Annotated in this window: 26 protein-coding genes and 1 pseudogene; 11 read left to right on the forward strand and 16 right to left on the reverse strand. The window is 65.1% G+C overall.

Annotated features, from left to right (window positions below; genetic code table 11):
- Positions 1 to 140: 140 nt before the first annotated feature.
- Together CP556_RS00255 and CP556_RS00260 are read left to right on the forward strand one after the other, a co-directional pair.
- A complete protein-coding gene (locus tag CP556_RS00255) occupies positions 141 to 587 on the forward strand; it encodes a response regulator (RefSeq protein WP_098723780.1) in 447 nt (148 codons plus the stop codon).
- A gap of 76 nt (positions 588 to 663) precedes the next feature.
- Complete coding sequence (locus tag CP556_RS00260; RefSeq protein ID WP_098727225.1) at positions 664 to 1,398, forward strand: SDR family oxidoreductase; 735 nt, start codon at positions 664 to 666, stop codon at positions 1,396 to 1,398.
- Positions 1,399 to 1,462: 64 nt separating this feature from the next.
- On the opposite strand, the gene CP556_RS00265 is transcribed toward CP556_RS00260, so the two are convergent.
- A complete protein-coding gene (locus tag CP556_RS00265) occupies positions 1,463 to 2,815 on the reverse strand; it encodes a sodium-dependent transporter (protein WP_098723781.1) in 1,353 nt (450 codons plus the stop codon).
- 442 nt (positions 2,816 to 3,257) lie between these two features.
- On the opposite strand from CP556_RS00265, the gene CP556_RS00270 reads away from it, so the two are divergent.
- Together CP556_RS00270 and CP556_RS00275 are read left to right on the forward strand one after the other, a co-directional pair.
- A complete protein-coding gene (locus CP556_RS00270; protein ID WP_098727226.1) occupies positions 3,258 to 4,802 on the forward strand; it encodes an acyl-CoA carboxylase subunit beta in 1,545 nt (514 codons plus the stop codon).
- Positions 4,803 to 4,806: 4 nt separating this feature from the next.
- Positions 4,807 to 5,175 carry a DUF8022 family protein gene (locus CP556_RS00275; protein WP_098723782.1) on the forward strand — a complete coding sequence of 123 codons (369 nt, stop codon included), beginning with the start codon at positions 4,807 to 4,809 and terminating at the stop codon, positions 5,173 to 5,175.
- Positions 5,176 to 5,240: 65 nt separating this feature from the next.
- Here CP556_RS00275 and CP556_RS00280 read toward each other — a convergent pair whose 3' ends face one another.
- Both CP556_RS00280 and CP556_RS00285 read right to left on the reverse strand, forming a co-directional pair.
- The gene (locus CP556_RS00280; RefSeq protein WP_098723783.1) at positions 5,241 to 5,573 is read right to left on the reverse strand and encodes a hypothetical protein; all 333 of its coding nucleotides are present in this window, start codon (positions 5,571 to 5,573) and stop codon (positions 5,241 to 5,243) included.
- Between the two features lie 174 nt (positions 5,574 to 5,747).
- A complete protein-coding gene (locus CP556_RS00285) occupies positions 5,748 to 6,908 on the reverse strand; it encodes an SPFH domain-containing protein (RefSeq protein WP_098723784.1) in 1,161 nt (386 codons plus the stop codon).
- A 269-nt stretch (positions 6,909 to 7,177) separates the two neighbouring features.
- Here CP556_RS00285 and CP556_RS00290 point away from each other — a divergent pair, with 269 nt between their 5' ends.
- On the forward strand, positions 7,178 to 9,016 hold the full coding sequence (locus CP556_RS00290) for an acetyl-CoA carboxylase biotin carboxylase subunit (protein ID WP_098723785.1): 1,839 nt from the start codon (positions 7,178 to 7,180) through the stop codon (positions 9,014 to 9,016).
- A 145-nt stretch (positions 9,017 to 9,161) separates the two neighbouring features.
- On the opposite strand, the gene CP556_RS00295 is transcribed toward CP556_RS00290, so the two are convergent.
- Positions 9,162 to 10,301: a TIGR04053 family radical SAM/SPASM domain-containing protein gene (locus CP556_RS00295; protein ID WP_098723786.1), complete on the reverse strand. Its 1,140-nt coding sequence runs from the start codon at positions 10,299 to 10,301 to the stop codon at positions 9,162 to 9,164.
- Between the two features lie 147 nt (positions 10,302 to 10,448).
- Between CP556_RS00295 and CP556_RS00300 the strand changes: the two genes are divergently transcribed.
- Together CP556_RS00300 and CP556_RS00305 are read left to right on the forward strand one after the other, a co-directional pair.
- Positions 10,449 to 10,829, forward strand: a complete 381-nt coding sequence (locus CP556_RS00300; protein WP_098723787.1) for an Htur_1727 family rSAM-partnered candidate RiPP — start codon at positions 10,449 to 10,451, stop codon at positions 10,827 to 10,829.
- On the forward strand, positions 10,826 to 12,043 hold the full coding sequence (locus tag CP556_RS00305) for a TIGR04347 family pseudo-SAM/SPASM protein (RefSeq protein ID WP_098723788.1): 1,218 nt from the start codon (positions 10,826 to 10,828) through the stop codon (positions 12,041 to 12,043). The genes CP556_RS00300 and CP556_RS00305 overlap by 4 nt, the downstream gene beginning before the upstream one ends.
- 87 nt (positions 12,044 to 12,130) lie before the next feature.
- Here CP556_RS00305 and CP556_RS27490 read toward each other — a convergent pair whose 3' ends face one another.
- The 3 genes from CP556_RS27490 to CP556_RS00315 all read right to left on the reverse strand — a co-directional run bounded on the left by CP556_RS27490 (position 12,131) and on the right by CP556_RS00315 (position 13,238).
- Positions 12,131 to 12,262, reverse strand: a complete 132-nt coding sequence (locus tag CP556_RS27490) for a DUF7577 domain-containing protein (protein WP_486187767.1) — start codon at positions 12,260 to 12,262, stop codon at positions 12,131 to 12,133.
- A 106-nt stretch (positions 12,263 to 12,368) separates the two neighbouring features.
- On the reverse strand, positions 12,369 to 12,674 hold the full coding sequence (locus CP556_RS00310) for a CGCGG family putative rSAM-modified RiPP protein (protein ID WP_098723789.1): 306 nt from the start codon (positions 12,672 to 12,674) through the stop codon (positions 12,369 to 12,371).
- Positions 12,675 to 12,764: 90 nt separating this feature from the next.
- Positions 12,765 to 13,238, reverse strand: coding sequence for a MoaD/ThiS family protein (locus tag CP556_RS00315; RefSeq protein ID WP_098723790.1), 474 nt, complete (start codon positions 13,236 to 13,238; stop codon positions 12,765 to 12,767).
- Positions 13,239 to 13,329: 91 nt separating this feature from the next.
- On the opposite strand from CP556_RS00315, the gene CP556_RS00320 reads away from it, so the two are divergent.
- A complete protein-coding gene (locus CP556_RS00320) occupies positions 13,330 to 14,712 on the forward strand; it encodes a hypothetical protein (protein ID WP_176548252.1) in 1,383 nt (460 codons plus the stop codon).
- Positions 14,713 to 14,732: 20 nt separating this feature from the next.
- Here the strand turns inward: CP556_RS00320 and CP556_RS00325 are convergent.
- Positions 14,733 to 15,336 (reverse strand): annotated as a pseudogene (locus CP556_RS00325) (DUF8159 domain-containing protein).
- Positions 15,337 to 15,432: 96 nt separating this feature from the next.
- Between CP556_RS00325 and CP556_RS00330 the strand changes: the two are divergent.
- Positions 15,433 to 16,695: a cation:proton antiporter gene (locus CP556_RS00330; RefSeq protein ID WP_098723792.1), complete on the forward strand. Its 1,263-nt coding sequence runs from the start codon at positions 15,433 to 15,435 to the stop codon at positions 16,693 to 16,695.
- Positions 16,696 to 16,724: 29 nt separating this feature from the next.
- On the opposite strand, the gene CP556_RS00335 is transcribed toward CP556_RS00330, so the two are convergent.
- Complete coding sequence (locus tag CP556_RS00335; protein ID WP_098723793.1) at positions 16,725 to 17,930, reverse strand: hypothetical protein; 1,206 nt, start codon at positions 17,928 to 17,930, stop codon at positions 16,725 to 16,727.
- Positions 17,931 to 17,937: 7 nt separating this feature from the next.
- On the reverse strand, positions 17,938 to 18,561 hold the full coding sequence (locus CP556_RS00340; protein ID WP_098723794.1) for a DUF7998 family protein: 624 nt from the start codon (positions 18,559 to 18,561) through the stop codon (positions 17,938 to 17,940).
- A 248-nt stretch (positions 18,562 to 18,809) separates the two neighbouring features.
- On the opposite strand from CP556_RS00340, the gene ddfA reads away from it, so the two are divergent.
- Entirely contained in the window at positions 18,810 to 19,091 is a 282-nt protein-coding gene (gene ddfA, locus CP556_RS00345; RefSeq protein ID WP_098723795.1) for a DdfA family disk-determining factor, read from the forward strand.
- 95 nt (positions 19,092 to 19,186) lie between these two features.
- Here ddfA and CP556_RS00350 read toward each other — a convergent pair whose 3' ends face one another.
- The 4 genes from CP556_RS00350 to CP556_RS00365 all read right to left on the reverse strand — a co-directional run bounded on the left by CP556_RS00350 (position 19,187) and on the right by CP556_RS00365 (position 23,212).
- Complete coding sequence (locus CP556_RS00350) at positions 19,187 to 19,582, reverse strand: acyl-CoA thioesterase (RefSeq protein WP_098723796.1); 396 nt, start codon at positions 19,580 to 19,582, stop codon at positions 19,187 to 19,189.
- Positions 19,583 to 19,692: 110 nt separating this feature from the next.
- Positions 19,693 to 20,445: a ribonuclease H-like domain-containing protein gene (locus tag CP556_RS00355; RefSeq protein ID WP_098723797.1), complete on the reverse strand. Its 753-nt coding sequence runs from the start codon at positions 20,443 to 20,445 to the stop codon at positions 19,693 to 19,695.
- A gap of 75 nt (positions 20,446 to 20,520) precedes the next feature.
- Positions 20,521 to 22,275: a prolipoprotein diacylglyceryl transferase gene (locus CP556_RS00360; protein WP_098723798.1), complete on the reverse strand. Its 1,755-nt coding sequence runs from the start codon at positions 22,273 to 22,275 to the stop codon at positions 20,521 to 20,523.
- 259 nt (positions 22,276 to 22,534) lie between these two features.
- Positions 22,535 to 23,212 carry a DUF7504 family protein gene (locus tag CP556_RS00365; protein ID WP_098723799.1) on the reverse strand — a complete coding sequence of 226 codons (678 nt, stop codon included), beginning with the start codon at positions 23,210 to 23,212 and terminating at the stop codon, positions 22,535 to 22,537.
- Positions 23,213 to 23,347: 135 nt separating this feature from the next.
- Between CP556_RS00365 and CP556_RS00370 the strand changes: the two genes are divergently transcribed.
- On the forward strand, positions 23,348 to 24,109 hold the full coding sequence (locus tag CP556_RS00370; RefSeq protein ID WP_098723800.1) for a DUF7547 family protein: 762 nt from the start codon (positions 23,348 to 23,350) through the stop codon (positions 24,107 to 24,109).
- A 37-nt stretch (positions 24,110 to 24,146) separates the two neighbouring features.
- On the opposite strand, the gene CP556_RS00375 is transcribed toward CP556_RS00370, so the two are convergent.
- On the reverse strand, positions 24,147 to 24,506 hold the full coding sequence (locus CP556_RS00375) for a nucleic acid-binding protein (RefSeq protein ID WP_098723801.1): 360 nt from the start codon (positions 24,504 to 24,506) through the stop codon (positions 24,147 to 24,149).
- A complete protein-coding gene (locus CP556_RS00380) occupies positions 24,503 to 25,663 on the reverse strand; it encodes a thiolase family protein (RefSeq protein ID WP_098723802.1) in 1,161 nt (386 codons plus the stop codon). Before CP556_RS00380 ends, CP556_RS00375 begins: the two co-directional genes overlap by 4 nt.
- Positions 25,664 to 25,679: the final 16 nt, after the last annotated feature.

The following is a 25,679-nucleotide window of genomic DNA, read 5'->3' on the forward strand; positions in this document are numbered from 1 at the left end:
GCAATCGTCGCCTCGGACCGATCGGTACTACACGAGTCCCAAATTGTGTAGCGAGTAGCCTTAACCAAGTACCCTTGCAAAGGTGAATTGATTACTGAATTGGATAGACCAGTCAAGTATCTTACAGTTCTATCACCGCTATGAGCGGTCGGCGCGACGAGCCGATCGACGTGCTCCTCGTCGAGGACGACGACGATGATGTCCGCCTCGTCCGTGAGGCGTTCGCCGGGTTGTCGATCGAGTCCTCGATTCGGGTCGCCGGCGACGGCGCGGAGGCGCTCTCGCTCCTCACCGGCCGCGACGGCGAGCCGCCGATCGTTCCGGACCTCATCCTGTTGGATCTGGACCTGCCGCAGATGGACGGTCTCGAGTTCCTCGAGGCGGTGACGGCCGAGCCCGAACTCGCACGGCTCCCCGTGCTCGTGTTGACGCGATCGACGAACCTGTCGGACGTTCGCGCGAGCTACGACCTCGCGGCCAACGCGTACCTCACGAAGCCGACGGAGCCGACGGAGTACGCCGAGATGGCGGACGCGATCGCCGAGTTCTGGTTCCGCCGAGCGGCCCTGCCGACGGGCCATTCGTAACGGCGGCCCGGTGCCCGCCGTCGGACGATCGTCAACGCCCCCACCTTTGATGCGAGCGGACCGCACACTGTTCGGTATGTCCGTCCAAACCGAGTTCGACGTCGACTTCGACGGAACCGTTGCAGTGATCACCGGTGCCAGCGGCGCGCTCGGCAGCGCTGCCGTCGATCGCTTCCTCGAGGCGGGCGCGACGGTCTGTGCCGTGGACGTGATCGCGCCCGACGACGAGGACAGCCTGCTCGAGCGCGACCCCGACGATGAATCCGACCTCGCGTTCTACGAGGCCGACCTGACCGACGAGGACGACGTGGCTGCACTGATGGAATCCGTCGCCGACGACCACGGCCGGATCGATCACCTGCTGAACATCGCCGGAACGTGGCGTGGCGGCGATCACGTCGAGGACACCGATCTCGAGGAGTTCGACCTCCTGCTGGACGTCAACCTGAAGACGGCGTTTCTCGCGTCGAAACACGCCCTGCCCCACCTCCAGAACTCGACGGGTTCGATCGTCAGTATCAGCGCGCGGTCCTCGCTCGAGGGCGGCGAGGGTGACGGGCCCTACCGGATCACGAAGGCCGGCATTCGGCTGCTGACGGAGACGCTCGCCGAGGAGAACCGCGGGACCGTACGCGCGAATTGCGTCATGCCGAGCGTGATCGACACGCCGATGAACCGGGAGATGATGCCCGACGCTGACCACGGCTCGTGGGTCGACCCGCTCGAGATTGCGGACGTGATGGCCTTTCTCTGTAGCGACGGGGCTGCGGTGACGAGCGGGGCAGCCGTCCCGGTCTACGGCGAGGCCTGAGACCGACTCGAAGCGGGCTCAAAAATGCGGCGGTGGGTGATTCGAGGCGAGTGTCGGTGACCGGTCAGAGATTCGCACCCAGCCAGTCGGAGAAGGGGCCAGTGAGGAACCCGTAGTAGTCCCACGCGTTCAGCGCGACCAGGGCGATCAGCGCGACGACGACCGGAATCCGGATGAACCAGAGCCACGCGACACCCAGCGATCCGACGTCTTTGATCCCTTTGCCGATTTCATCGAGCGCGAGGTCGGGAACGACCCAGCCCACGAAGATCGAAAGCAAGAGGCCACCGAGCATGAGTAAGATGCTGTTCGCGAAGCCGTCGTAAAGGTCGACGAAGATGAGGTCGAGCGCGGCCGGAACTCCCACGAGGAACATGGCTACGCCCAGCGCGACAGTCGCGGGAACCCGGCCGAAGCCACGTTCGTCGATCAGATAGGAGACGACGACTTCCATGATACTGATCGCACTCGAGAGCGCGGCGATGGCGACGGTAGCGAAGAAGATTGCACCGAGGATGCCGCCGAACGGCAGTTCGGCGAACGCAGCGGCGAGGCTCACGAAGATGAGTGCCGGGCCGGACGCTCCGGGCTCGATTCCCGCGGCGAACAGGATCGGGAACGCGATCATCCCGGCGGTGAAGGCGATGAAGGTGTCGAGGCCAGCGATGATACCGGCGTCCGATGCGAGGTTTCGGTCCTCCCCGAGGTAGGACGCGTAGGTAATCATCACGCCCATCCCGAGCGAGAGCGTAAAGAAGGCCTGTGCGGCGGCCGCTGGGAGGATCGTCGTCCAGTTGGCCGCGATGGTGCTGAATTCCGGCGAGAGATAGTACGCGTACGCGTCAGCGGCTCCGTCGAGCGTGAAGACGTAGGCGGCGAGTCCGATCGAGATGACGATGATGGCCGGAACCATCACCTTGACCGAGAGTTCGATCCCGCGTTCGATTCCAAGCGCAACGATTCCGACGACGGCTGCCATGAAGATCGCGTGCAGGACGACGGCGTCGAGACCGCTCGCGACTTCGCCGAACTGTGCGGGCGCAGCGTCAGCGGTGTACTCACCCTGCAGTCCCAGCAGGACGTACCGAATCGTCCAGCCGGCAACGACGCTGTAGTACGAGAGGATGACGAAGCCGGCCGTGACGAAGACCCAGCCGATCTTCGTCCACGCGCCGCTGCCGATCCGTTTTAGTGCGCCGACGGGGTTCCGTTCCGTATTACGGCCGACGACAAACTCAACGAGGATTACCGGAAAGCCGATCCCGACGATCAACAGGAGATAAATAAACAGGAACGCTGCACCGCCCTGTTCACCCACCTGATAGGGGAACCGCCAGATGTTTCCTAATCCCACCGCGCTCCCGACCGCAGCGAGGATGAAGCCTGTTCTCGTTGCCCATGATTCCCGTTGTGCCATAGTTGAGACGACAGTCTCTACCCCTTAAAACCTTACATTTGGAGACTATATCCACTCTTTCCCCATATTACACATTTTTGCCACTATCCATTGTGGAATTTACTATGTTGTTGTCGAACGTCAATTACCGTCTCCGCGTTTGAAGCCGCGTGACCGTCCGATGTCCGTCGGCACTGCTACCGATTGCGATGAGAGAAGTACCGGGGCGGGAGATTCGAAGTGCCGCTCGAGGCGACTATCGTAGCCACTGAAAGCTACTGTACACCGCCACGATTCAACCGGAACTCACCGTTCCGCTATCTTTCGACCGAACTGACTCGAGACCGTGCGGTATGAGAACGGTCGAACCCTCATGGGAAATAATACGAGTTACAGAACGTTTTTTATTCAGGTGACCGTTGCCCCGGGCAATGAGTCGACACGGGAGGGTTCACCTATGACGATGGAAGATCGTATCGAGGAACTCGAGGAACTCCGCGAAGAGGCCCGCAAGGGCGGTGGCGAGGCGCGAATCGAAAAGCAACACGACAAGGGGAAGATGACCGCCCGCGAGCGGATCGACTACTTCCTCGACGAGGGAACCTTCACGGAGTTCGACCAGCTCCGGACCCACCAGACGAGCCAGTTCGGGATGGAAGAGAAGAAGGTGCCCGGCGACGGCGTCGTCACGGGCTACGGCGAGGTCAACGGACGAACGACGTTCGTCTTCGCCCACGACTTTACCGTCTTCGGCGGCTCCCTCGGCGAGGTCTTCGCCGAGAAGGTCTGCAAGGTCATGGACATGGCGATGGAGGTCGGCGCACCGGTCATCGGACTCAACGACTCCGCCGGGGCTCGCATTCAGGAGGGCGTCAAGAGCCTCGCGGGCTACACCGAAATCTTCCGCCGGAACCAGGAGGCCAGCGGCGTCATCCCACAGGTTTCGGGGATCATGGGGCCGTGTGCCGGTGGCTCCGTCTACTCACCGGCGATCACTGACTTCATCTTCATGGTCAAAGACACCAGCCACATGTACATCACCGGCCCCGGGGTCACCAAGACCGTCACCGGCGAGGAGGTCTCCCACGAGGAACTCGGCGGTGCGATGACCCACTCCAACAAGACCGGCGTCGCCCAGTTCGCCTGCGAGAGCGAGGAGCAGGCGCTCGACGATATCAAGCGGCTCCTCTCCTATCTCCCGCAGAACAACGTTGAGGACCCGCCGCGCGTCGAGCCGTGGGATGACCCGGACCGCCGCGACGACCAGCTCAAAGACATCGTTCCGCCGAGTCCGCAAAAGCCCTACGACATGACCAATGTCATCGACAGCGTCGTCGACGAGGGCTCGTTCTTCGAGGTCGCGGACAACTTCGCGAAGAACCTCGTCGTCGGCTTCGGCCGACTGGACGGGCGCTCGGTCGGCCTCGTCGCCAACCAGCCCCGCGTCAACGCCGGCACGCTGACCGTCGACGCCTCGATGAAGGGCTCGCGGTTCGTCCGCTTCTGTGACTCCTTTAACATCCCGATCGTCACCTTCGTCGATGTCCCCGGCTACATGCCCGGCACCGATCAGGAACACCGCGGCATCATCCGTCACGGCGCAAAACTCCTCTACGCCTACTCGGAGGCGAGCGTCCCGCTCCTGACGGTCATCACCCGGAAAGCCTACGGCGGTGCCTACTGCGTTATGGCCTCGAAGAACCTCGGCGCGGACGTCAACTACGCCTGGCCGACCGCCGAGATTGCCGTCATGGGTCCACAGGGTGCGGTCAACATCCTCTACCGCGAGGAACTCGCCGAATCCGACAACCCCGACGAACTCCGCGACGAGCTCATCGACGAGTACCGCGAGGAGTTCGCCAACCCCTACACCGCGACGGACAAGGGCTTCCTCGACGACGTCATCGTCCCCACGGAAACCCGACCGCGGCTCATCGACGACCTCGAGATGCTCGAGACCAAACGCGAGCAAAACCCCGACAAGAAACACGGCAACATCCCGCTGTAACCAGATGACTACCAGCCAACAGACGACGACCAACGACGGCGGACGGGCCGAGGGCGACGGGCACACCGCAGCGACGGCCGACAGCGACGATTCGACCGGACTCGAGGCGGCGCTGCCCGCAGACGTCTCCCTCGAGCTCCCGGACGATGCAGCAGCGGACGAGGCCGCGGCCATCGCGGCCGCCATCGGTGCCCATCTCCACGATCAGGCGCTCGCGGCCGCCGCGGCGGCGGCTGATGGCGAAGAAACGTGGGACGACAGGCGCTGGGCGTTCGCCGGCCGAGTTCGCACACAGCAACACCGCACCGTCCGCGTCCCGCGCGACGCGCCGACCGACCCGTGGTCGGCCGCGGGCCGAACGAAACAGTTCTGAAACCGTATCTGCAGCCGTCTCTCTTTCCGGACGGGACAATTCGGTTGAGAACACGCTATAGAGAACTACGCGCAGCCAGGACAGTGCGCTCGATCTAGCTTTTGTATTTGCCCGATACAAATCGCTATCAGGCCTGCTAGTGCTGGTAACGGAATCGAAGCGATAATGCCGCCTATATCCGGAAGAATGATCGCGGTTCTGGTTAGAAGAAAGGAATAAAGAAGTAAAATAGATGCCATACCAAGAACGAAAAGCGTCAGTGCGTATCTCTTTCCAGCATCGTTTCGAATTCTCCCGTTAGGTCGAATGATCGTACGGATGGTACCCAGAACGACAATTATACCGGCGATAGCTGAGATGAACGAAACCAAGTCGATAACAGAGAGTATCTCAGTCATGTGACTGAAAATAAGGTATCGGTGGATATGTGTTTTGCCGTCAATCAATCGTCATCGATGGAGAGGTTACAATCTACCCAGTATAATGAATAGAACCATCCGGAGAACGCTGAACCGGTCCATTCCGGGGCGACCCCGCGTCAGCTTCCGTGTCCAAGTCAACGCTCGTGGGCGTTACTCTGAGCTCGAGTCCGAATCGGTCACTGCCTCGCCGTTGCCGTCCGTCTCCGATGTCGTGATCGGCGTATCGGCCTCCATTCCCACGTCCTGCCCTTCCTTGATCGCTCGAGCCTGTTCTTCCATCGCTTCGACGTCCATCTCGGCCTGTTCATCGATCTCGCCGATGATGTCCGCGATGTCGTCGAGGCCGATCAGTTCGCGGGTTTCATCGTCGAACTCGAGGCTTTCGAGGTCCGTTCCGTTTCCTTTCACGTCGCTGCCCGAGAGGTGCTTGCCGTAGCGCCCGACCAGCGAGGTGAGCTCTTGGGGCATGACGAACGTCGTCGACTCGCCCTGGCCGATCTCGGCGAGCGTCTCCATCCCCTTGTCGATGACGGCGCGCTCGCCCATCGATTCGGCGGAGCGCGCACGAAGCACGGTCGAAATCGCGTCACCCTGGGACTCGAGAATCTGGCTCTGTTTCTCCCCCTGGGCGCGGATGATGTTCGACTGTTTGTCACCCTCGGCTTTCTCGACGGCGCTGCGGCGTTCACCCTGTGCCTCGAGGATCATCGCGCGGCGACGGCGTTCGGCGGAGGTCTGTTCCTCCATCGCACCCTTGACGCCGGCGGAGGGGGTGACCTCGCGGACCTCGACCGATTCGACGCGAATGCCCCACTCGTCGGTGGGTTCGTCGAGTTCGGTGCGGATCCGCTCATTAATCATCTCGCGCCGGCTGAGCGTGTCGTCGAGTTCCATATCTCCGATCACGGCGCGCAGCGTGGTCTGTGCCAGATTCGAGACCGCGCGCTGGTAGTCGTCGACCTCGAGGAAGGCGCGTTTGGCGTTCATGACCCGAATGTAGACGACGGCGTCGGCGGTGACCGGCGAGTTGTCGCGGGTGATCGCTTCTTGCTGGGGGACGTCCAGCGTCTGCGTTCGCATGTCGAACGTGTATATTCGCGACACGAACGGCGGGACGATGTTTAGCCCCGGCTCGAGCAGTTTGCGGTACTCGCCGAAGACGGTCAGCGCGGCCCTGTCGTAGGCGTCGACGATCTCGACCATCTGCCAGACCGTGATCACGACGAGGAGGAGCCCGACCGCTCCGACGAGGAGGAGCGGCTCCTCGAGCACCGATTGGGATTGCAGCGGACCGACTGCGAACTCGTACATTGTGCGTTCTAGCGGCCGGAACCGGATAACGATTGCCCACAACTAGCATACGACAGTCCCTCGGATGCGCGCCGGGCCGGCCTCGATTTACCGGGCGCTGCTCGAGGCCGTCAGTGCGGCGATCGCCGTTGTAGACGGTTCGCGCGTGTGGTTCGGTCCGGGACTGGTATCGTGGCCGGGAACCGATGACGTCGACCGGCAAAATCTGTCGCGTTCTCGAATCAGTTGCGAAAAAGTAAGGTAGGGCCCTCACGACTGTTTCCACAGGAATGTTCAGGAAGGTTCTCGTGGCGAACCGCGGGGAAATCGCGGTCCGTGTTATGCGGGCGTGTGAAGAGTTGAACATCGGGACTGTCGCTGTTTACTCCGAGGCCGACTCGGACTCAGGACACGTGCGCTACGCCGACGAGGCGTACAACGTGGGGCCGGCTCGCGCGGCCGACTCCTATCTCGATCACGAAGCGGTCATCGAGGCCGCGCGGAAGGCCGACGCCGACGCGATCCATCCCGGCTACGGCTTCCTCGCGGAGAACGCGGAGTTTGCAGGCAAGGTCCAGGATGTCGAGGGGATCACGTGGGTCGGCCCGTCCAGCGACGCGATGGAATCGCTGGGCGAGAAGACGAAGGCCCGGACGATCATGCAGGAGGCCGACGTGCCGATCGTTCCCGGGACGACGGACCCCGTCACCCAACCCGAGGAAGTCAAAGAATTCGGCGAGAAACACGGCTACCCCATCGCCATTAAGGCCGAAGGCGGCGGCGGCGGCCGCGGGATGAAGGTTGTCTGGGACGAGAGCGAGGTCGAAGACCAACTCGAGAGCGCCCAGCGCGAAGGGGAGGCCTACTTCGACAACGACTCGGTCTATCTCGAGCGCTACCTCGAGAAGCCCCGTCACATCGAGGTCCAGATCGTCGCCGACCAGCACGGCAACGTGCGCCATTTGGGCGAGCGCGATTGTTCGCTCCAGCGCCGCCACCAGAAGGTCATCGAGGAGGGGCCGTCCGCGGCCCTCTCGGACGAACTGCGCGAGAAGATCGGCGAGGCCGCCCGTCGGGGCGTCGCCGCGGCCGACTACACCAACGCAGGCACCGTCGAGTTCCTCGTCGAGGAGGAGCCCGGCCGCGACGGCGTCCTCGGTCCGGACGCGAACTTCTACTTCCTCGAGGTCAACACGCGGATTCAGGTCGAACACACCGTTACCGAGGAAATCACGGGCCTCGACATCGTCAAGCGACAACTCAAAATCGCCGCCGGCAAGGAACTCGACTTTGCACAGGACGAAGTCGATATCGACGGCCACGCGATGGAGTTCCGGATCAACGCCGAGAACGCGGCCAACGACTTCGCGCCCGCGACCGGTGGTACCCTCGAGACCTACGACCCGCCGGGCGGGATCGGCGTTCGCCTGGACGATGCGCTCCGGCAGGGCGATGAGCTCGTCACCGACTACGACTCGATGATCGCGAAACTGGTCGTCTGGGGCGAGGACCGCGACGAGTGTATCGAGCGCTCGCTGCGTGCGCTCCGCGAGTACCAGATCGGGGGGATCCCGACGATCATCCCGTTCCACCGGCTGATGCTCACCGACGAGGAGTTCGTCCAGAGCACGCACACCACGAAGTATCTCGACGAGGAACTCGACGAGAGCCGCATCGAGGAGGCCCAAGAACAGTGGGGCGGCGACATCGGCGACGGCGGCGCGAGCGAGGACGAGGACGACGCCGTCGAGCGCGAGTTCACCGTCGAGGTCAACGGCAAGCGCTTCGAGGTCGAACTCGAGGAACACGGTGCGCCGGCCATCCCGACTGGCGACGTCTCCGCCGGCGGCCAGTCGAGTCGACCGGAGCCGGCGGGCGGCTCCAGCAGCGGCGGCGAGACCGACATTCAGGGCGACGGCGAGACCGTCGACGCCGAGATGCAGGGGACGATCCTCGACATCGAAATCGAGGAGGGCGACGAGGTCGCGGCCGGTGACGTGCTGGTCGTCCTCGAGGCCATGAAGATGGAAAACGACATCGTCGCCTCCCAGGGCGGTACCGTCACCCAGATCGCTATCGGAGAAGGTGATAGCGTCGACATGGGCGATACGCTGGTCGTCATCGAGTAACGCGGTCGCGGTACTGCAGTACGGACCGAGCCCCACCGCGAACGTATTTAGCGGTGGCCGCCGCTCAGCTACTGTTTCAGCGACTGCAGTGACCGCTGCTCGGTCCATTGGAGTCGCAAAAATCGATCGTTCGAACAGTGACCACTCACTCCCCGCTCGAGACGCTGTGCGTCTCGCCGTCGGTGTCGTCCCAGGGGAGCGGCCCGTCGTACCCCTCGGGAACGAACGGACAGAGCGGATCGCTCGCCAGTGGGTCGCCGGTGTGGGCAAACGCGCGCGAGCGACTGCCGCCGCAGACGTGGCGGTATGGACAGGCACCGCACTTGCCCGAGAGCTGATCACGGTCGCGCAGCGACTGGAACAACGAGGAGTCCCGGTAGAGCTCGGTGATCGACCGGTCCCGGACGTTGCCCGCGGATTCGGGGAGGAAGCCCGAGGGGAACACCTCGCCCGTGTGACTGACGAACGCGAAGCCGTCGCCCGCGACGATACCGGTGCGGCGCTCGATGCCGGCCCCCGGACCGCCCGCACCGTCGTCCGCGTCGGCGTCCGTTCGCCGTCGCTGTCGTTGCATCGCGACTCGCCGATACTGGGGCGCTTCGGTCGTCTTCACGCCGAATGGCTCCGTCTCGCTGACCTCGGCCAGCCACTCCATCACCGCGTCGGCCCGATCGGGGGCGACCGGCTCGAGGACCCGCCCGCGACCGACGGGGACGAGGAAGAAGACGCTCCACATGACGACACCGATCTCGGCCAACAGGTCCCGAATCGCGGGGAGTTCGTCGACGGTCTGTCGACACACCGTCGTGTTGACCTGGACGGGGAGGCCGGCCGCTCGAGCGTCCTCAACGGCTCGGATCGTCTCCTCGAAGCTGCCGTCCTCGCCGCGGAAAGCGTCGTGAGCGGCGGGCGAGGCACCGTCGAAACTGACGGCCATCCGTTTGAGACCCGCATCGACCATCTCTTGAATCCGATCGGCGGTCAGCGAGCCGGTCCCGCTCGGCGTGATCGTCATCCGCAACCCGAGGTCGTCGCCGTGGGCGATCAGTTCCTCGACGTCGTCGCGGACGAGCGGGTCGCCGCCCGAGAGGACGACCAGTTGGCCGTCGCCGAAGTCGGCGGCCTGCTCGAGCAGCGCTTTCCCCTCTGCCGTCGAAAGCTCGTCGGGATGGCGCCGGGGCTGGGCGTCGGCCCGACAGTGATCGCAGGCGAGCCCGCAGGCCTGGGTGAGTTCCCAGATGAGGACGAACGGTCGCTCGGACGTATCGAGATTGCCAGGGCGCATAGCGGAGGCTGGGCGGCGGGCGACCGAAAACGCCCCTCTCGTTCCCGCGGGTCGGGAAGACGGGAAGATGTTCGCTCGTTCGGTGCGGTGTTCCCGCCCGCTGGGAGGTGACGGAACGGCCTTCGGTCTCGTCCCGAAGGTGTCGATATGGTCGAGAAAGCACGCCGATCAGCCGTCCCGAGCGATGAGCGAGGGAATCCGACTCCCCAGTGGGAGGTGTTCGTCCGCAACGAACCGGGCGACCCGATGCGCCACGTCGGCAGCGTCGCCGCCGCGAACGCCACGGAAGCGCACGAACACGCTAGCCGTCTGTTCGGCTGGTACGCCGCCGACGTCTGGCTCTGTCCGGCCGACGCGATCGAACGGCGTTCGACGCGCGGGCTCACCGCGGCGGTCGAGGACGGGACGACCGAGACCGTCGGGGACGGTGCCGACCTCGAGAACGCGGACGACGACGATGACAGTGAGAGCGAGGAGCCGCGCGTCTACGAGGAAACCGAGGGCACGCCGGAGGTGCGGGACGCGTGATCTCGATCAGCAAACTGCTCTGCGATCTCGACGCCGAAGGCGACGGGCTGCGCTACGACGCGGCCGAGGGCTCCGAGAAACCCCAGATAACCGACGAGAAACAGCGCCGGCCGGTCGTCGTCTGGAACACGACCCGCCGGTGTAACCTCTATTGCTCGCACTGTTACGCCGGGGCCGAGACCCAGCCCGCGACCGGCGAGTTCTCCACCGCCGAGGGCCGGGCTTTCCTCGAGCAACTGGCCGACTACGGCGCGCCGGTCGTCCTCTTCTCCGGCGGCGAGCCGCTCGTTCGCGACGATCTGGTCGAACTCGTCTCGGACGCGGCCGATCTCGGCCTCCGACCGGTACTGTCCTCGAACGGGACCCTGCTCACCCGCGAAAAGGCCGCGGCGCTGCGGGACGCAGGCCTCCAGTACGCCGGTATTTCGGTCGACGGCCTCCCCGAGCGCAACGATCGCTTCCGCGGCGAGGACGGCGCGTTCGACGCGGCCGTCCGCGGCATCGAGAACTGCCTCGAGGTCGGACTCAAGACCGGCCTCAGATACACGATCACCGAGGCCAACGCGCCCGATCTCGAGGGGGTCGTCGACCTCCTGGCCGAGAAGGGGCTCGACCGGTTCTGTTTCTACCACCTCGATTACGGCGGTCGCGGGGCCGAGATCGTCGACGCCGACCTCACGCCCCGTGAGAAACGCGCGGCGGTGAAGCGAGTGGCGGATCTCACGCTCGAGTACCACGACCGAGGAGAGGAGATCGAGACGCTGCTGGTTGGCAACTACGCCGACGCCGCCTTCCTCGTGGAGTACGCCCGCGAGGAGTTCGGCGAGGCGAAAGCGCGAGCGGTCTACAACTACCTCGAGCGAAACGGCGGCGATCCGACGGGCGAGCGGATCGCCGACGTGGACTATCAGGGGAACGTCCATCCGACGCAGTTCTGGCAGGGATACAGCTTAGGGAACGTCCGAGACCGTCCCTTCGGCGAGATCTGGGAGGACGAGTCGAATCCACTGCTCGAGGCGCTGCGGAACCGCGAGGAACACCTGAACGGCAAGTGTGCCGACTGTCAGTACCAGTCGATCTGTCGCGGTGCCTCGCGGCTCCGAGCGCTCGCGACGACGGGGGATCTCTTCGCACCCGATCCGCAGTGTTATCTTCGCGACGAGGAAATCCGCGGCGAGGGGAGGAGGGCTGCCAGCGGCGGCGCTGCGGACTGATCGCTCTCGAGTCACGAGTTCGAAACGAGGTATCGAGACCGGCTCGGCGGACGCAGGTCCGTCTCGGATCGACGGACACGGGTTCGTCTATCCTTGAGGGTCCGGTCTCGCGGGAAGTTGTCCGAGACACTCTCGACAGTACGTGTAACACCGGTCGTTCTTTGTTTGGCAGATCCGACAGGTAACCGGTTCGTCTATCGTTTGCGTTCGTGCGCCCATTATCGTCCCTACTGAACGGGGTCAAATAGCTCTCCGGCTGACCAATGCAAGGAATAGCGGGCCGCCTTCCGATTTTCCCGGCGCGGGACTCCGCTTTCGTGTCCCCTCACTCACCGCCCACGTGGACGCGAGTCACGTGCCCGCCACAGCCACACCGGTCGACGTACTCGAGTCGAATCCCGTCGAACGCGGCCTCGAGTTCGTCCCAGAGATACGTCTCGGGATGGCCGTGGTCGCCGTGTGTGACGAGGTTGACGTGGAAGCCGTCGGCCGTCGCGTCGATCGCGTCTTTCGCCTGCTCGAGGAGCAGATCCCGGTCCGCGGCGTGTTCGGGCCCCTCGAGGTTCGCCGACCACGAGGCGTCGTGCTGGCTGCGCGTGACGGGTTCGACGCCGGAGACGTCTTGGGTCATGGTTCCGACTCGGTTCCGAACGCGCCTAAGGGCTGAGCCGAACGAGTTCGGTGCCGCCACCATCGTCGTCTCGGGCAAGCAACGGCCAGTTCAACAGCAGAATATGAACGGGTAGAGCAGGGCGACGCGGTCGCCGTCCGTCAGCTCCGCCTCGAACCCGCCGAGGTGTTCGTTGAACCGGCCGTTGATACAGACTCGAGCGTACGGCCGGGTTTGCTCGCCCTCCGGATTCTTCCGCCACGTGCCGGGCAGGTCGTCGGGCACCGGTGCCCAGCCGCTGTGGGTCGCGTCCGCTTCGGTCTCGGCGATGAGCATGTCCTCGAGGTCGTACTCGTCGAAGAACGACTCGAGGAAGTCCCGAAGGCGGTCTCCCTCGAAGGAGAACTCGAGTTCGTGAGTGCCGACCGCGTCGCGGACGTGACCGGTACAGCGGACGGTGACGGTCGTCGTGTCGGAATTGCGATCGGTCGCCGTGTCGTCCTCGCGGTCGGTCGGCGTTTCGGTCGCCCGGCTTTCCGTCGCGGCCGATTGCTGGTCGATTGTCGTCGCTGGGTTGGCGTCCATCGTGAGTCACTGTACGGCTCGAGCGGGCAAACGCTCACTACCGAACGTGTTCGGGGCGAACGGGACGGCCGCCGGGGGCGAACTGCAAGCTATGGACGGAATACCTGGCGGGTTACGAACCGACCAGCAGCCCCCGATGGCGATCCCGCTGCGCCACTTCGTGCTCGCGTTGGGGTTCCTCGTCGTCGGGGTCGGCGGGAGCACCGTCATGACCGTTGCGACGCTGCCGGGACTGGCGGGGCTGGCACACCTCCATCTCCTGTTAGTCGGATGGATCGCGGTGACGATCATGGGCGCGATGACCCAGTTCGTCCCCGTCTGGTCCGGCGTGACGATCCACTCGAGGCGACTGGCCGTCGCTCAACTGTGGCTCGTTACGGCCGGACTAACCGGCTTCGCCGCGGCCCTGCTCGCGGGCGCGCTCGAGTGGCTCCCGGTCGGCGGGGCGCTCATGCTGGCGGGGATATGGGTGTTCGTCTACAACGTCGGCCGCACGCTCACACGTGCGCGCCCGTTCGATTTTACGGAGCGACACTTCGCGTTCGCGCTCGCCTGTTTCGGGCTCGTCGCCCCGTTCGGGTTCTTGCTGGCGGTCGACTTCACGACGCCGGCGTTCGATTCGGTCGCCGTCTCCCGGTTCGAAGTCCATCTCTCGCACGCGACGCTCGCGCTGTTCGGCGCGCTGCTCGCGACCGTCGTCGGCGCGCTCTTTCAGCTCGGGCAGATGTTCACGCAGGCGGAACCGGGTCGACTCGACGAGCGATTGCTGACCCTCGAGCAACTGTGTTTCCCCGCGGGGATCGGTGTGCTCGCACTCGGACGGGGACTCACTATCGAGCCGGTGGCTCGAGTCGGTGCGGTTGCCATCCTCGTCGGACTCGCCGCGTTCGCGATCGTAATCGGACGCCTCCTGGCGGGTGCCACCGTCGAGCGCTCGCCCATGATTGCCCGCTACTGGGTCGTCGTCTCGGCGCTGCTCGCGTGGATCGCCCTCGCTGCACCGACGTGGTGGGCCGAGCCGATCGCGTACGGCTCGCTGTTCGGTCACCCCGACGCACAGCGACTCCTGCTGTTTGGCGTCTTCGGCTTCGTCGTCATCGGCTCGCTCTACCACATCGTTCCCTTCATCATCTGGATCGAGCGCTACAGCGATCGGCTCGGCTTCGAGCAGGTTCCGATGATCGACGACCTCTACGACGACCGACTTGAGCGCGGGGATTTCTGGACGACGCTCGTCGGGTTCGGCGGCCTCTCCGCGGCTCCCCTCGTCGGATTGCCGTCGGTCGCTGTCACCGCGAGCGGCGTCCTCGCGACGATCGGCGTCGCCCTGTTCGTGATCAACGTGTTGCTGACGATCCACCAGCACGGTCCGAACGGAATCGCGGGCGTGCTGTCGAGCGCGCTCGAGTCAGAGCAGGAGTCGCCCACAGCGGGCGATGGAGAGTCCGATCTCGGCGTTTCGCCGGACCGGTAGTCAGAGCGACCGTCTCGAGGCTACTCCTCGGGCGAGACACCGACCTCCGGCTCGTATCGCTGGGACTCGATCGTCGACACGACCAGTTCGCCGTACTCGGCGGCGGTCAGTTCGCCCGCGTTGTACTCCGCCGCGCGGACCGTCTCGACCGTCGCCGATCCGTACGAGGCGGGGGCGTCGTCGAGGATCGTCGCTCCCAGCGCGACCGCGTCGTAGCCGGCATCGATCAGCGCCGCGTAGCCGCCCGCCAGCAGGGCGACGTCGTGGATATTCCCCTCGTCGCCGCGATCCGTGTTGACGTACTCGAGGGTCAGTACGTCCCGGTCGCGTTCGACCGATTCGACGGTCATCTCGTACTCCTCGAGCGTCGACGCTAACCCGTCGGGATCGCCGATATCGGCGCTCGCGAGCGCCGGGATCCGCTCCTCGAGGATCGCGCGTCGCTCCGCGACCGGAAGGTCGGGGACGTACGCCGAGACCGGCCACTCCGTGTTCTCGGGGAACTCCGTTCCCATCTCTTCGATGCAGCCGGGCGAGTCCAACGGCCGCGACGACGGTCCCGCCCTGCAGGAACCGCCGCCGCGTCGATCCCTCGTTCCCGTCGCCCGAGGCGTTCCGATCCATGGCTGTGGGCTCGCCGCCCCCGGATAAATGGCTTCGTTCTGCAGACGCCGGCATGGAGATAAAGGGGCGATTAGCCGTACGGAAAAGCGCCACCAGATGGTCCTCGAGCTGTACAACGTCGGCCTGGTCGTCCTCGGTATCGCACTGTTCGGCGTCGCCGTCCTCCCGCGGTTCGTTGCCGATCGCGCCGTCTCGATGCCGGTGTTTTTCGTCGCCTTCGGCATGCTGGCATTCGGGCTCCCGATCGGACTCCCGCCGCCGGATCCGCTCGAGCAGGGGACGACGACGGAGCACCTCACCGAGCTGGGCGTCATCATCGCACTGATGGGCGTCGGACTGAAGATCGATCGAATTCCGGGGCTCCGCGCGTGGGCGTCGACGTGGCGGTTGCTCGCGATCACGATGCCGCTATCGATCGCCGGCGCGGCGCTGTTCGGTCGGTGGGTCGGTCTCGGCATCCCGACTGCGATTTTGCTGGGCGCGTGTATCGCGCCGACCGACCCAGTGTTAGCGTCAGAGGTTCAGGTCGGTGGTCCGGGGATGGGCAACGAGGAAGAAGGCCTCGAGGAGGCGGCCGGCGGGGAAGACGAGGTCCGGTTCGCGCTCACCTCCGAAGCGGGGCTGAACGACGGGCTCGCGTTCCCGTTCACGAATCTGGCAATCGCGACCGCGCTCGTGGGACTCGTTCCCGGCAACTGGCTCGGCGAGTGGCTCCTCGTCGACGTCGGCTATCGGATCGTCGTCGGCGTCATCGTCGGCGTCGTCCTCGGCTATCTGACCGCCCGCCTCGTCTTCGCCACGGAGCCCGACACCCCCGTCGCGGAGTCGGTCCAGGGGCTCGAGGCCGTCGCCGGCACCCTCCTCCTCTACGGGGCGACCGAACTCGTCGGCGGCTACGGCTTCATCGCGGTCTTCGTCGCGGCGCTGATGGTCCGCCACTACGAGCGCTCCCACGAGTACAACCGTTCGCTCCACGAGGTGAGCGAGTTCGCCGAGCAGGTGATGATGGCCCTCATCATGCTCTTCTTCGGCGGGGCGATCGTCGGCGGACTACTCGAGCCGCTCACCCTCGAGGCGATCGTCGCGGCGGTCGCGATCGTGTTCGTCGTCCGCCCGCTCGCCGGGCTCGTCGGCTTTCTCGGCTTCGACCGCGACCCCGCCGAGCGGGCCACGATCGCCTTCTTCGGCATCCGAGGGATCGGCTCGTTCTACTACCTCGCATACGGGCTGAATCACGCCGCGTTCCCCGATTCCGGTCTCCTGTGGGCGGTCGTCGGCGCGGTCGTGCTCGTCTCCATCGTCGTCCACGGGATCACCGCGACGCCCGCCGTCCGCTGGCTCGAGGCACGAGCCCGGTAACGGGACCGCCGTCCAACCCGTTCATCGCGCTATTTTGCTCGTTCGAGAAAGATCGTCCACAGGACGGCCGCGTACAACACCGCGCCGAGGACGGAGAGCCAGCGACCGGCCCCGACGAGCGGCGATGCCGATGCGAGCGACCCGCCGACCTCGAGGGCCAGCCCGCCCAGTAGCGCCGTGACCGACCACCGCGCGGTCCGATCGCCGATCCCGGCGGTCGAGGCGATGGCCGGCGGGTAGAAGTGGTACGTGACGCCGACGATCGTCAGCCCGACGAAGCCGCCGATCGCGAGCCGATAGTGCGCGTCGAAGGCGGTCGGCGGAACGCTCGAGGCGGGCGCAAACGCGAACGCCAGTCCCAGCAGGGCGACCAGCGCGGCACAGGCTGCGGCACCGAGGATCGCTCGCCAGCCGACCCGGCGGCGGTCGCTCCGTCGAACGAGGTCAGCGATGGCGACCGCGAATCCGAGCAACGCGATCGCCTGAAGCGCGGCGCCGAGGCGAAAGAGCGATCCCCCGCGGAAGTCGACAGCGAGCAGTGCAGGGCCGGTGACGCCGGCGAACAACACGACGCCGACGAGAGACGGCCGAATCGAGACGACCAGCAATCGCGGTAACAGACGAAACCCGACGGCGAAGACCAGCAAGCCGGCCGCCCCGGCCGCGAGCAGGTGGGTCGTCGCCGGTCCCGGTGGAACGGGGGACGGCTCGAGGCCGAGTGCTACTGCCAGGGGGAGCGCCGAGCCGACGAGCAGGTAGGTGAAGACGACCGGGATCGCAGCGTTCGCGAGTCGGTCGACTCGCCGACGGTGGGCGTTGGCCTCACCGGTACCGGTTTCCCGCCCGGTCAGGTTGTCCCGGACGGTCCATGAGAGCGTGGCAACGAAGACGAGACACCCGACGAACCAGCTCGTCGCACTGACAGCAGCGACGATCGGCGGCCCGAGCCCGGCACCGGCGGCGAACGCCCCGAACGTGCCGATCAGCGCGAGCGGGAGGTGAATCGCTGGCGCGTACGGAACGGCCAGTTCCCGCGCGAAGTACGACGGGACGAGCGTGTATGCCTTCCCGAAGACGACGTGGAAGACGAACCCGGAAACGCCGAGCGGGACGGTAGCCGCTCGCAGAATCCCGACCGCGACCGCGACCTGCCACGCGACGAAAAAGCCGATGCCGGCCGCGACGAACGCTCGGGACCAGCGTGAAATCGTCGCCGTTCCAGTCCCTTCTCTCATCGATTGATCAGAAAGGGGAGGGGTCGTTCGTCTCGTTGTCCCCCTCGCGCTCGAGGGAGGCGGTCGACCCCGGTCCAGTCGACTCGCCCGGGACGTCGCCGGACTCGCGATATCGCATTTCGAGCTCCTCGAGGGATTCGTTGAGCGATTCGGACTGGTGGTGGGTCGGCCGGACGCGGACGGACACGAGGTCGTACTCGTGACGATCGCTCAGTCCGTTCCACGCGCGGAACGACCCCTTGATGAGCGCGCCCGCTTGCGGACAGAACTCCGTGGTGGGGCTGAACTCGGCGCGCAGAACGGACGGATCATCGGCGTCGACCGCGTACCGGTAGCCCGCGTCGGGATGGCGTCGGTCGAGGTTGAGCCGCGCGAGGTTGTAGCCGAACGTCGCGTCGTAGACGCCACGCTCCTCGAACAGATCGCGAGCGATCTCGTGAACGGCGACGTGCGCCTCGCCCTCGAGAACGTCGTGGCCCTCGAGGAACGGGCCCGGCTCCGGAACGTGCTCAGAGACGAACGCATCGGGTTCGTCGAAGCCGGCGTCGTCATCCGTCGCACGTCCGCTGGAAAAAGGGTTCATCGTGAATGCGGGTACGATCCCGTTCCGCCAATAGATATTGCCGAACATGTAACGAAATCCGGAATCGACATTCGGAACCGATAGATTGCCGATGTTCCGAATCGATAACCAGTGATTGTGCACTGACTATCAGTCCCTGAATAGTTTTAGAATATATGAATACAATAAATTTAGACTATAATTAGGGCCCAATATATGCAATAGAGAGTGTATTTATCCACTGATGGTTGAATGTGAGGTCCAAGACCTGGTTGAGGCCAGAGGATTTATACCTGATCGATGTAAGAGTCCGGCCAATGCTACTCTCAGTTGATCGCTCGGACGCGACAGTCTCGCAGTCAGTATGTTTCGACGTTATCGCAGCTGTTGCCGAGCGTGAAGGTATCGATCCCCTCGATCTCGAGCCGCCCGAGTACGAAGCCCTCTACGACGTTATCAATCCCGAAGCGCTCGATTCGCTCTTTGCGACCCGAGAAAACGGCCGACAGCGACCGACCGGCTGCGTCGAATTCCCCTTCTGTGGCTATCATATTACCGTCGCGAGCGACGGCGAGGTCAAGGTTTCCGACCTCGAGTAAGACGGACTACTCTCCGTCAGCTCCGGTGCACCCGCCCGGCGGGTCGCGGGTGCGCCGGTGCATAGTTACAGCAGCCCCTCTCACTCGTTCGGCGGCTACTCTCGCTGCTCGATTCGCGTTCGCCACTCGGTCGGGAGCGGTCGCGACTCCCCCGTTTCCGGGTCGATGAGCACCTGGACGGTAGTCGCCGTCGCCGCACGCGATCCGCCCGCGCGGATCTCGTACTCCATCGGCAGACTCGACGTTCCCAGATCCCCGACGCGGAGCGCGACCGTGACGTCGTCGCCCGCCTCGATCGGCCGTGCGTACTCGAGCTCGAGGCTCACGAGGACGGTGTCGGTCTCGGCCAGCGAAACGTCGAGTACGTCCCTGAAGTAGGCCTCCCGCGCCTGCTCGAGGTAGGTGGCATACGTTGCATTGTTAACATGACCCATGAAATCGATATCGCGGAGTCGCACGTCGACGGACGCCTCGTAGCTAAAATCGGTCATTGCGATCCAGTCGGGACGATTCCCATATATATCTACTCGTCGCCGTCGCACTGTACGGCCGGCACGGTTCCGACGAAAAACGCTCGAGGAGATCGACTGGACCCGTCCGCTCACTCGTCCGCTATCGCGGCCTCGAAAACGGTCTCGTGGAGCCGATCCGCGACGATTTCCATCAGCGGCTCCATGTTGCGGGTGTCAGCACGGTTGTACTCGACGAGCGTCTCGAGGGCCCCGTCGTCGCCGCGTTCGTACTCGTGCCAGAGACGGACGGCATCGCGCCCGCTGATCTCCGGCATGTCCCGGTCGATGCCGAGTTCCCGTTCGATCGCCTTCAGTCCGCCGTCGAGCCCCAGCTTTTTGCAGGGATACATGAGATCGACGTGGGGAACGTCGATGTCGACGTCGAAACACGTCTCGAGGAACGGAACGTCGAAGCGCTGCCCGTTGAAAGTGACGAGCAGGGCGGCGTCAGTGAGTTCGCGCTCGAGGCGGTCGCTCGACAGATCGCGGTCCCTGACGAACGTCTTCGTCTCCCCGTCCTGGTGGAGGCTGACGGTCGTCACGTTGTTCGTGTCGGCACTCAGTCCAGTCGTCTCGATGTCCAGAAAGCAGGTCTCCGCGCTGACGTTCTCGTAGCACCGCCAGCGACTCGATGCCGGGAGCGCCTCCGCAAAGACGGAGACATCCCCGCGCTCGAGGTGGGTCCGCCCCTCGTCGATGAAGGTCTCGATCCGGTCGGCGAGCGTCGAGCCGACGACGCTGCCGTCGAACTCGTCCCAGTGGGTGACGCCGTTCTCCCAGAGGCGTCGTTCGGTGGTTTCGCCGACCCCGCGGACGGGTATGAAGCTGTTCTCGATTCGCACACCCGTTCAGGGGGACGGGGGAGGGAAAAACGTATGGATCGGTCGCCGTCCGCGGTACCGTCGGCGGTCGATTCGCTAGCTGTCGGGGCTGTTATCCGAGAGGTACAGCGTCCGATCGACGATGCTGACGGCCGCTTCGCCCCACCGCTGAATCGCGGTGCCCTCGGAGTCGGCGATTTCGATGACGATCCGGTCCCGACCGATCGTCACGTCGGCCGCCGGCGTCGACTCCCGGTCCGCGAAGCTCTGTAGCTGATACTGCAGGAGTCGCTTCGTCGACCCCTCGATTTCGATCGTATCGGGCTCGAACGCGAGCGTCACCATCGCCCCGCCGCCGCCGGTTTCCTCGGCCGTCACGTCGAAGCGGTGGCTCGAGAGCTCCGGTGCTGGCGCGTTCTCGTTCATCGTGTCGACGGCGTCCTCGACGGACACGTCCTCGGCCTCGAATTCGTCCTCGTCGAACTCGAACGGCGACAGCGCGTCCGCGGTAGCCGCGCCGTCCGCGTCGGATTCCGTGACAGCCGCCCCACCGGAGTCGGACGCCGCGTCGTCCTCGAGCGAGGGCTCCTCGTCCGCCGGCGCGGGCTCGGTCGAATCGTCGACGATGTCGGGGACATCGGAGCGATCCGGATCGTCCGGGTTCGCGATCTCGGATTCGGCGTCAGCGAACTCATCGTCAGCGGATTCGGCGTCAGCGGATTCGTCGTCGACGGCTGCCGGTTTCGCTCCCTCCGCTGGGACGTCGGCGTCCTCGGTCAGATCGTCAAACGAAAGCGAATCGAGGTCATCAGGTGGGTCCGAGGACTCGGCGACGGTGTCGAGCCCCCCATCGGCTTCGTCGTCGACCGCATCTCCGTCTTCTCCCTCGCCCGATTCGCGCGGTTCGGAGTCCGCTCGCTCGGCCGTCTCGGACGCCGCGTCCGAGGCCTCCCGACCGTCGGCCGCATCGTCCGTTTCTCCGTCGGCCGTGTCTCTCGGTACTGTCTCGCCAGCAGCGACGTGCGTCTCGGCCCCCGTGCTCGAGCCGACCGGTCCCGCTGCGATCACGTCGGAGTCGTCGATTCCGTCGTCAGATCCATCCGTGAGTGCGCCGGCGATCGTCGGCCGGGCCGCCGCGATCGCCTCGCGATCCAGTGGCGTGGCGTACCAGGCGGTTCGATCCGGCGACGTGATGAACCGACCGCGACTACGCTCGGCTCGCGGGTGTCCGGACGGTTCGTCGTCGGCGTCGGAGTCGGCGTCCGTTGCCGATTCGTCAGCGGAGCGCTCGTCGTCAGCCGCCCCGTCGGCCCGGTCGTCCGACTGCGGATCGTCCGCGTCCGATCCCGGCGATTCGGTGGGGTCTGCCCTCTCGCTCGAGGCCGTCTCCTCGTCCGGTTCCTCCGCACGGCGAGCCGCAGCCGACTGCCGTTCGGCCTGCTGGGAAGAGGACTGTGGCTGTGGACCGACTCCGTCCGGCGGATCGGCCGTCGGTTGTCCCTGTTGGTGGCCGGCCTGTGGTGCCTGCTGGGGTCCGGCCTGTGGCGCTTGCTGCGGTCCCGCCTGCGGTGCCTGTTGGGGCTGATTCGGGCCCGGACCGGAGCTAATCGTGCCGCCGCTGAGATGCAGTTGCGTTCCTCCACCACCGCCCCGCGCGTTGGACATTCCGTCGAGGTGGTGAGCGATATCCGTCAGATCGTCGTCGATGTTGTCCTCGAGCTTGTCGATCTTGTCGCCGACGCTTCGCAGAGCGAGGGCCACGTCCCAGAGGACGACGACGCCGAAAAACAGGAGCGCGAGGAAAACGGTAACGGCGGCTCCGCCGAGAAGCTGCGTGTTGGCTTCGACCATATATGCTACTCTGTGAACCGATAGGTCGTTCGATATATAGACCTTATGCCGTAACACCGATGGCACTGGAGAGAGAGCACTAGTAAAGCGTCGAACACAGCGTTCTGTGACCACTTTCGGCCCCCCACACTCCGTCAGGATTGCGGACCTATTCGGTATCCTGACAGCTGTCGACGGAGGGTTCCATCAGGGTATCGTCGCTACCGAACGACACGACACACCCAACCGCGCGACAGCTATGGGGGCAGTTACTCAATCGTCAGTCGGGATGGGAGAGCTCGAGCCAGTCGGTGGACAGCGCCGGATCGCGGAGCGACCACCGCTGTTCGGCAATCCCGTCGCGGGATCGGACCGTAACGACGGCGTCGAACAGCGGCTCGATGAGGGAGACCACATCGTGATCTCGCGCGAGCGGCACGTGAACGTGTCCCATTCCACGAGCCCGATCGACTCGTGATGTCGTCAGGTGAAGCAGTCGAAACACCGTTTCGATCCCGTACTCGCGACAGAGGGGAACCAGCGAGTCGACGCAGACGCGCAGTTCGGCCGGTTCGAATCCGTCGGCGGCGCCGGCGAGCTCGTCGACGGCTTCGACGAGTTCGATCCCGAGTTCCCTCGGCGACTCCGGACCGCCGCGGACCGTCGAATCCGCTCCTCCTTCGGTCGCCAGACCCGAGTACTCGATCGTTCGGAGCCGGTTCGCTTCGGGGGCGTGGCACGCACTCTCGCACGCGACTCGAGTCCCCTCGCCCGAGACCTGCAGTCGATACACGGACTCGCGCTCCGGTGGTCCGAACAATCGCTGGCAGACCGTTTCGTGTGCCGCTTCCGTCTCCTCGCCGACGAGCAAAATGTTGCTCCCGTCCCGTTTGAGCGCATCGAGGGCCCGTGCAAACGTGGCACTGTCCGGCACGAGAGCACCTCGCTCGTCTTCCATTTCGTTCTATCGGAGCGGTGGCCCTGCAATAAAAATTGTGCCTGACATGCGATCCGAATAGTGACTCGCGCTCCTCGGCGCGGTTCGTATCGGACCGATCGGCCGGTTTTTGAGCCCGGCGGTCGTAGATCACGTATGGCCGACCACGACGACGAACTCGTCGACGCCGTTCGCGAACTCACGCGAACGATCGACGCGCTTCGAACGGAACTCGACGGGTCACGCCGCCGGCCGCTACTGCGGCCGCCGACGCCGCGAGAGCTCCTCCGGTTTACCGATGAGGTAGCCCTCCCCGCCGCGCTCGCAGTCCTCGAGACCAGCGTCCGTGCGCTCGAGGCGTTTCAGCGGAGCCTGCAAGTCGTCCGAACCGAGCGGAAGGCTCGAGACCGAACGTCGGCGACCGCCGATGCAGCGAGCGAGCGCGCAAACGAACTCCGGCGGACGACGCTCTCTCAGCTCGATACCGTCCTCACTGAACTCCAGCGAGCCGCTTCGGAGGGCGGGCTTCCCGCCAACGAAGAGGCGAGCGACCTCCTCACGGAGGCCCGCGAACTCCGCGACGACGTGGACAGTCGTCTCCGAGCGGCCACCGAGCGGGACTCGGACGCGGAACCGGCGGGTTTCGATCGAACGCGCGCCGACGGCGCGGTTACGATCGACATCGAGGACGGACCCCTCGGCGACGGTGATGCGAGCGCATCCGACGACGAACCCGATACTGCCGTCGACGTCGACGCCGAACTCGAGACGCTGCGAGATCAGTACGGCGAGGACGGCGACGACTCGAGCGAGAACGATGACGACGGATCGGACGCGGATGGCTCCGGTGCCGGGGCTGGTGGCACCGAAAACGGAAGCGACGAAAGCGACGAAAGCGACGAAAGCGACGAAAACTGAATTCGCTGTACTGGGCTCGGGGATAGCCGGGATCCGTTTAGACCGGCTCGAACCGGTACCCGTCCCACTCTTGGCTCTCGGGCTCTCTGATGCCCGCACCTGGTTCGCGGAGCTCGTCGACGTAGACCGGCTGGACCTCGTCACCAGTTTCGACGTTACCGGTGGTTAGCTGACCGATTGCGCGGACCGACTCGCCGTCGATATCGAACTCGACGATCGCGAGATGGTTTGGCTCGCGGACGCCCGGCGGCGTCGCGGTGCTTGTCGTCCACGTCACGACCTCCGCGGTGTACTCGCTGAGATCGATCGTCTCGACCGGCTCTGTTCCGCCCGGGCCGCGCGGGTGACCGGGGTAGCTGATCGAACCGTCATCGTATCGCGTCGCGTCCATCGTCATTGTGCTGCCTCCATGATGGTGGTGATCACGCAATTGCCGAAGCCGCCGACGTTACAGCAGAGCCCGACGTCCGCATCGACCTGTCGCGGGCCGGCCTCGCCGACGAGTTGTTCGTAAATCTCGACGCCCTGTGCGACCCCGCTGGCACCCAGCGGGTGCCCCTTCGACTTGAGTCCGCCCGACGTGTTGATCGGCAACTCGCCGGTGTCTCGCTCGGTGTAGCCTTCCTCGACGAGTTTCCAGGCCTCGCCCTGTTCGGCGAAGCCCAGCCCCTCCATCTGGAGGAACTCGAGGATGGTGAACATATCGTGGAGTTCGGCCACGTCGATGTCGTCGGGGCCGCGGCCGCTCATCTCGTAGGCACCCTTCCCGCTCTCGACGACGCCGCCCATCACGGTCGGATCCTCGCGCTCGTGGACGACGTGGGTGTCCGTCGCCCCGTCGATCCCCGAGATGACGACGTAGTCGTCGGCGTATTCGTCGGCGACGGACTCCGGACAGAGCATGAGCGCCGCCGAGCCGTCCGTAATCGGACAGAAGTCGTACAGCCGTAGCGGGTCGGCCACGATCGGTGACTCGAGGATCGTCTCCAGATCCACCTCCTTCTGGAACTGGGCGTGAGGATTGTCGACGCCGTTCCTGTGATTCTTGACCGCGACCTTTCCGAGGCTCTCGCGGGGCGCGTCGAAGCGCTCGAGGTAGTGGCGCGCCGTGAGACCCGCGAACGACGGCAGCGTGACACCGGTCTTGTACTCGACGGGGTGGGTCAGCGACGCGATGACGTCGGTGGCCTCCCCGGTCGTCTTGTGGGTCATCTTCTCGCCGCCAACGAGCAGGGTCATGTCGCTGGCCCCGCTGGCGACCGACTGCCAGGCGGCGAAGATTCCCGCGCCGCCGCTCGAACTCGTCTGGTCGACTCGCTGGGTGTACGCCGGCATCGCGTCGAGGTCGTGGGCCAGGGCGTTCGGCACGCCCGTCTGTCCCTCGAACTCGCCGCTCGCCATGTTCGAGACGTACAGGTGTTCGACTTCGTCGGCCTCGACGCTCGCGTCCTCGAGGCACTCGATTCCCGCCTCCGCGAGGAGGTCCTGGATCCACTCCCCCTCCCGTTGCCCGAACTGGGTCATCGAGGCGCCAATGATTGCAACACGTTCCATATCCTACGGGACTCGA

This window comes from Natrinema sp. CBA1119 (assembly GCF_002572525.1).
Classification (GTDB): Archaea; Halobacteriota; Halobacteria; order Halobacteriales; family Natrialbaceae; genus Natrinema.

Bases quoted from the DNA above. Each gene is read 5' to 3' on its own strand.
- CP556_RS00255 (WP_098723780.1), top strand. From the start codon at position 141: ATGAGCGGTCGGCGCGACGAGCCGATCGACGTGCTCCTCGTCGAGGAC.
- CP556_RS00260 (WP_098727225.1), top strand. From the start codon at position 664: ATGTCCGTCCAAACCGAGTTCGACGTCGACTTCGACGGAACCGTTGCA.
- CP556_RS00265 (WP_098723781.1), bottom strand. From the start codon at position 2,815: ATGGCACAACGGGAATCATGGGCAACGAGAACAGGCTTCATCCTCGCT.
- CP556_RS00270 (WP_098727226.1), top strand. From the start codon at position 3,258: ATGGAAGATCGTATCGAGGAACTCGAGGAACTCCGCGAAGAGGCCCGC.
- CP556_RS00275 (WP_098723782.1), top strand. From the start codon at position 4,807: ATGACTACCAGCCAACAGACGACGACCAACGACGGCGGACGGGCCGAG.
- CP556_RS00280 (WP_098723783.1), bottom strand. From the start codon at position 5,573: ATGACTGAGATACTCTCTGTTATCGACTTGGTTTCGTTCATCTCAGCT.
- CP556_RS00285 (WP_098723784.1), bottom strand. From the start codon at position 6,908: ATGTACGAGTTCGCAGTCGGTCCGCTGCAATCCCAATCGGTGCTCGAG.
- CP556_RS00290 (WP_098723785.1), top strand. From the start codon at position 7,178: ATGTTCAGGAAGGTTCTCGTGGCGAACCGCGGGGAAATCGCGGTCCGT.
- CP556_RS00295 (WP_098723786.1), bottom strand. From the start codon at position 10,301: ATGCGCCCTGGCAATCTCGATACGTCCGAGCGACCGTTCGTCCTCATC.
- CP556_RS00300 (WP_098723787.1), top strand. From the start codon at position 10,449: ATGGTCGAGAAAGCACGCCGATCAGCCGTCCCGAGCGATGAGCGAGGG.
- CP556_RS27490 (WP_486187767.1), bottom strand. From the start codon at position 12,262: ATGGGCGCACGAACGCAAACGATAGACGAACCGGTTACCTGTCGGATC.
- CP556_RS00310 (WP_098723789.1), bottom strand. From the start codon at position 12,674: ATGACCCAAGACGTCTCCGGCGTCGAACCCGTCACGCGCAGCCAGCAC.
- CP556_RS00315 (WP_098723790.1), bottom strand. From the start codon at position 13,238: ATGGACGCCAACCCAGCGACGACAATCGACCAGCAATCGGCCGCGACG.
- CP556_RS00320 (WP_176548252.1), top strand. From the start codon at position 13,330: ATGGACGGAATACCTGGCGGGTTACGAACCGACCAGCAGCCCCCGATG.
- CP556_RS00330 (WP_098723792.1), top strand. From the start codon at position 15,433: ATGGTCCTCGAGCTGTACAACGTCGGCCTGGTCGTCCTCGGTATCGCA.
- CP556_RS00335 (WP_098723793.1), bottom strand. From the start codon at position 17,930: ATGAGAGAAGGGACTGGAACGGCGACGATTTCACGCTGGTCCCGAGCG.
- CP556_RS00340 (WP_098723794.1), bottom strand. From the start codon at position 18,561: ATGTTCGGCAATATCTATTGGCGGAACGGGATCGTACCCGCATTCACG.
- ddfA (WP_098723795.1), top strand. From the start codon at position 18,810: ATGCTACTCTCAGTTGATCGCTCGGACGCGACAGTCTCGCAGTCAGTA.
- CP556_RS00350 (WP_098723796.1), bottom strand. From the start codon at position 19,582: ATGACCGATTTTAGCTACGAGGCGTCCGTCGACGTGCGACTCCGCGAT.
- CP556_RS00360 (WP_098723798.1), bottom strand. From the start codon at position 22,275: ATGGTCGAAGCCAACACGCAGCTTCTCGGCGGAGCCGCCGTTACCGTT.
- CP556_RS00365 (WP_098723799.1), bottom strand. From the start codon at position 23,212: ATGGAAGACGAGCGAGGTGCTCTCGTGCCGGACAGTGCCACGTTTGCA.
- CP556_RS00370 (WP_098723800.1), top strand. From the start codon at position 23,348: ATGGCCGACCACGACGACGAACTCGTCGACGCCGTTCGCGAACTCACG.
- CP556_RS00375 (WP_098723801.1), bottom strand. From the start codon at position 24,506: ATGACGATGGACGCGACGCGATACGATGACGGTTCGATCAGCTACCCC.
- CP556_RS00380 (WP_098723802.1), bottom strand. From the start codon at position 25,663: ATGGAACGTGTTGCAATCATTGGCGCCTCGATGACCCAGTTCGGGCAA.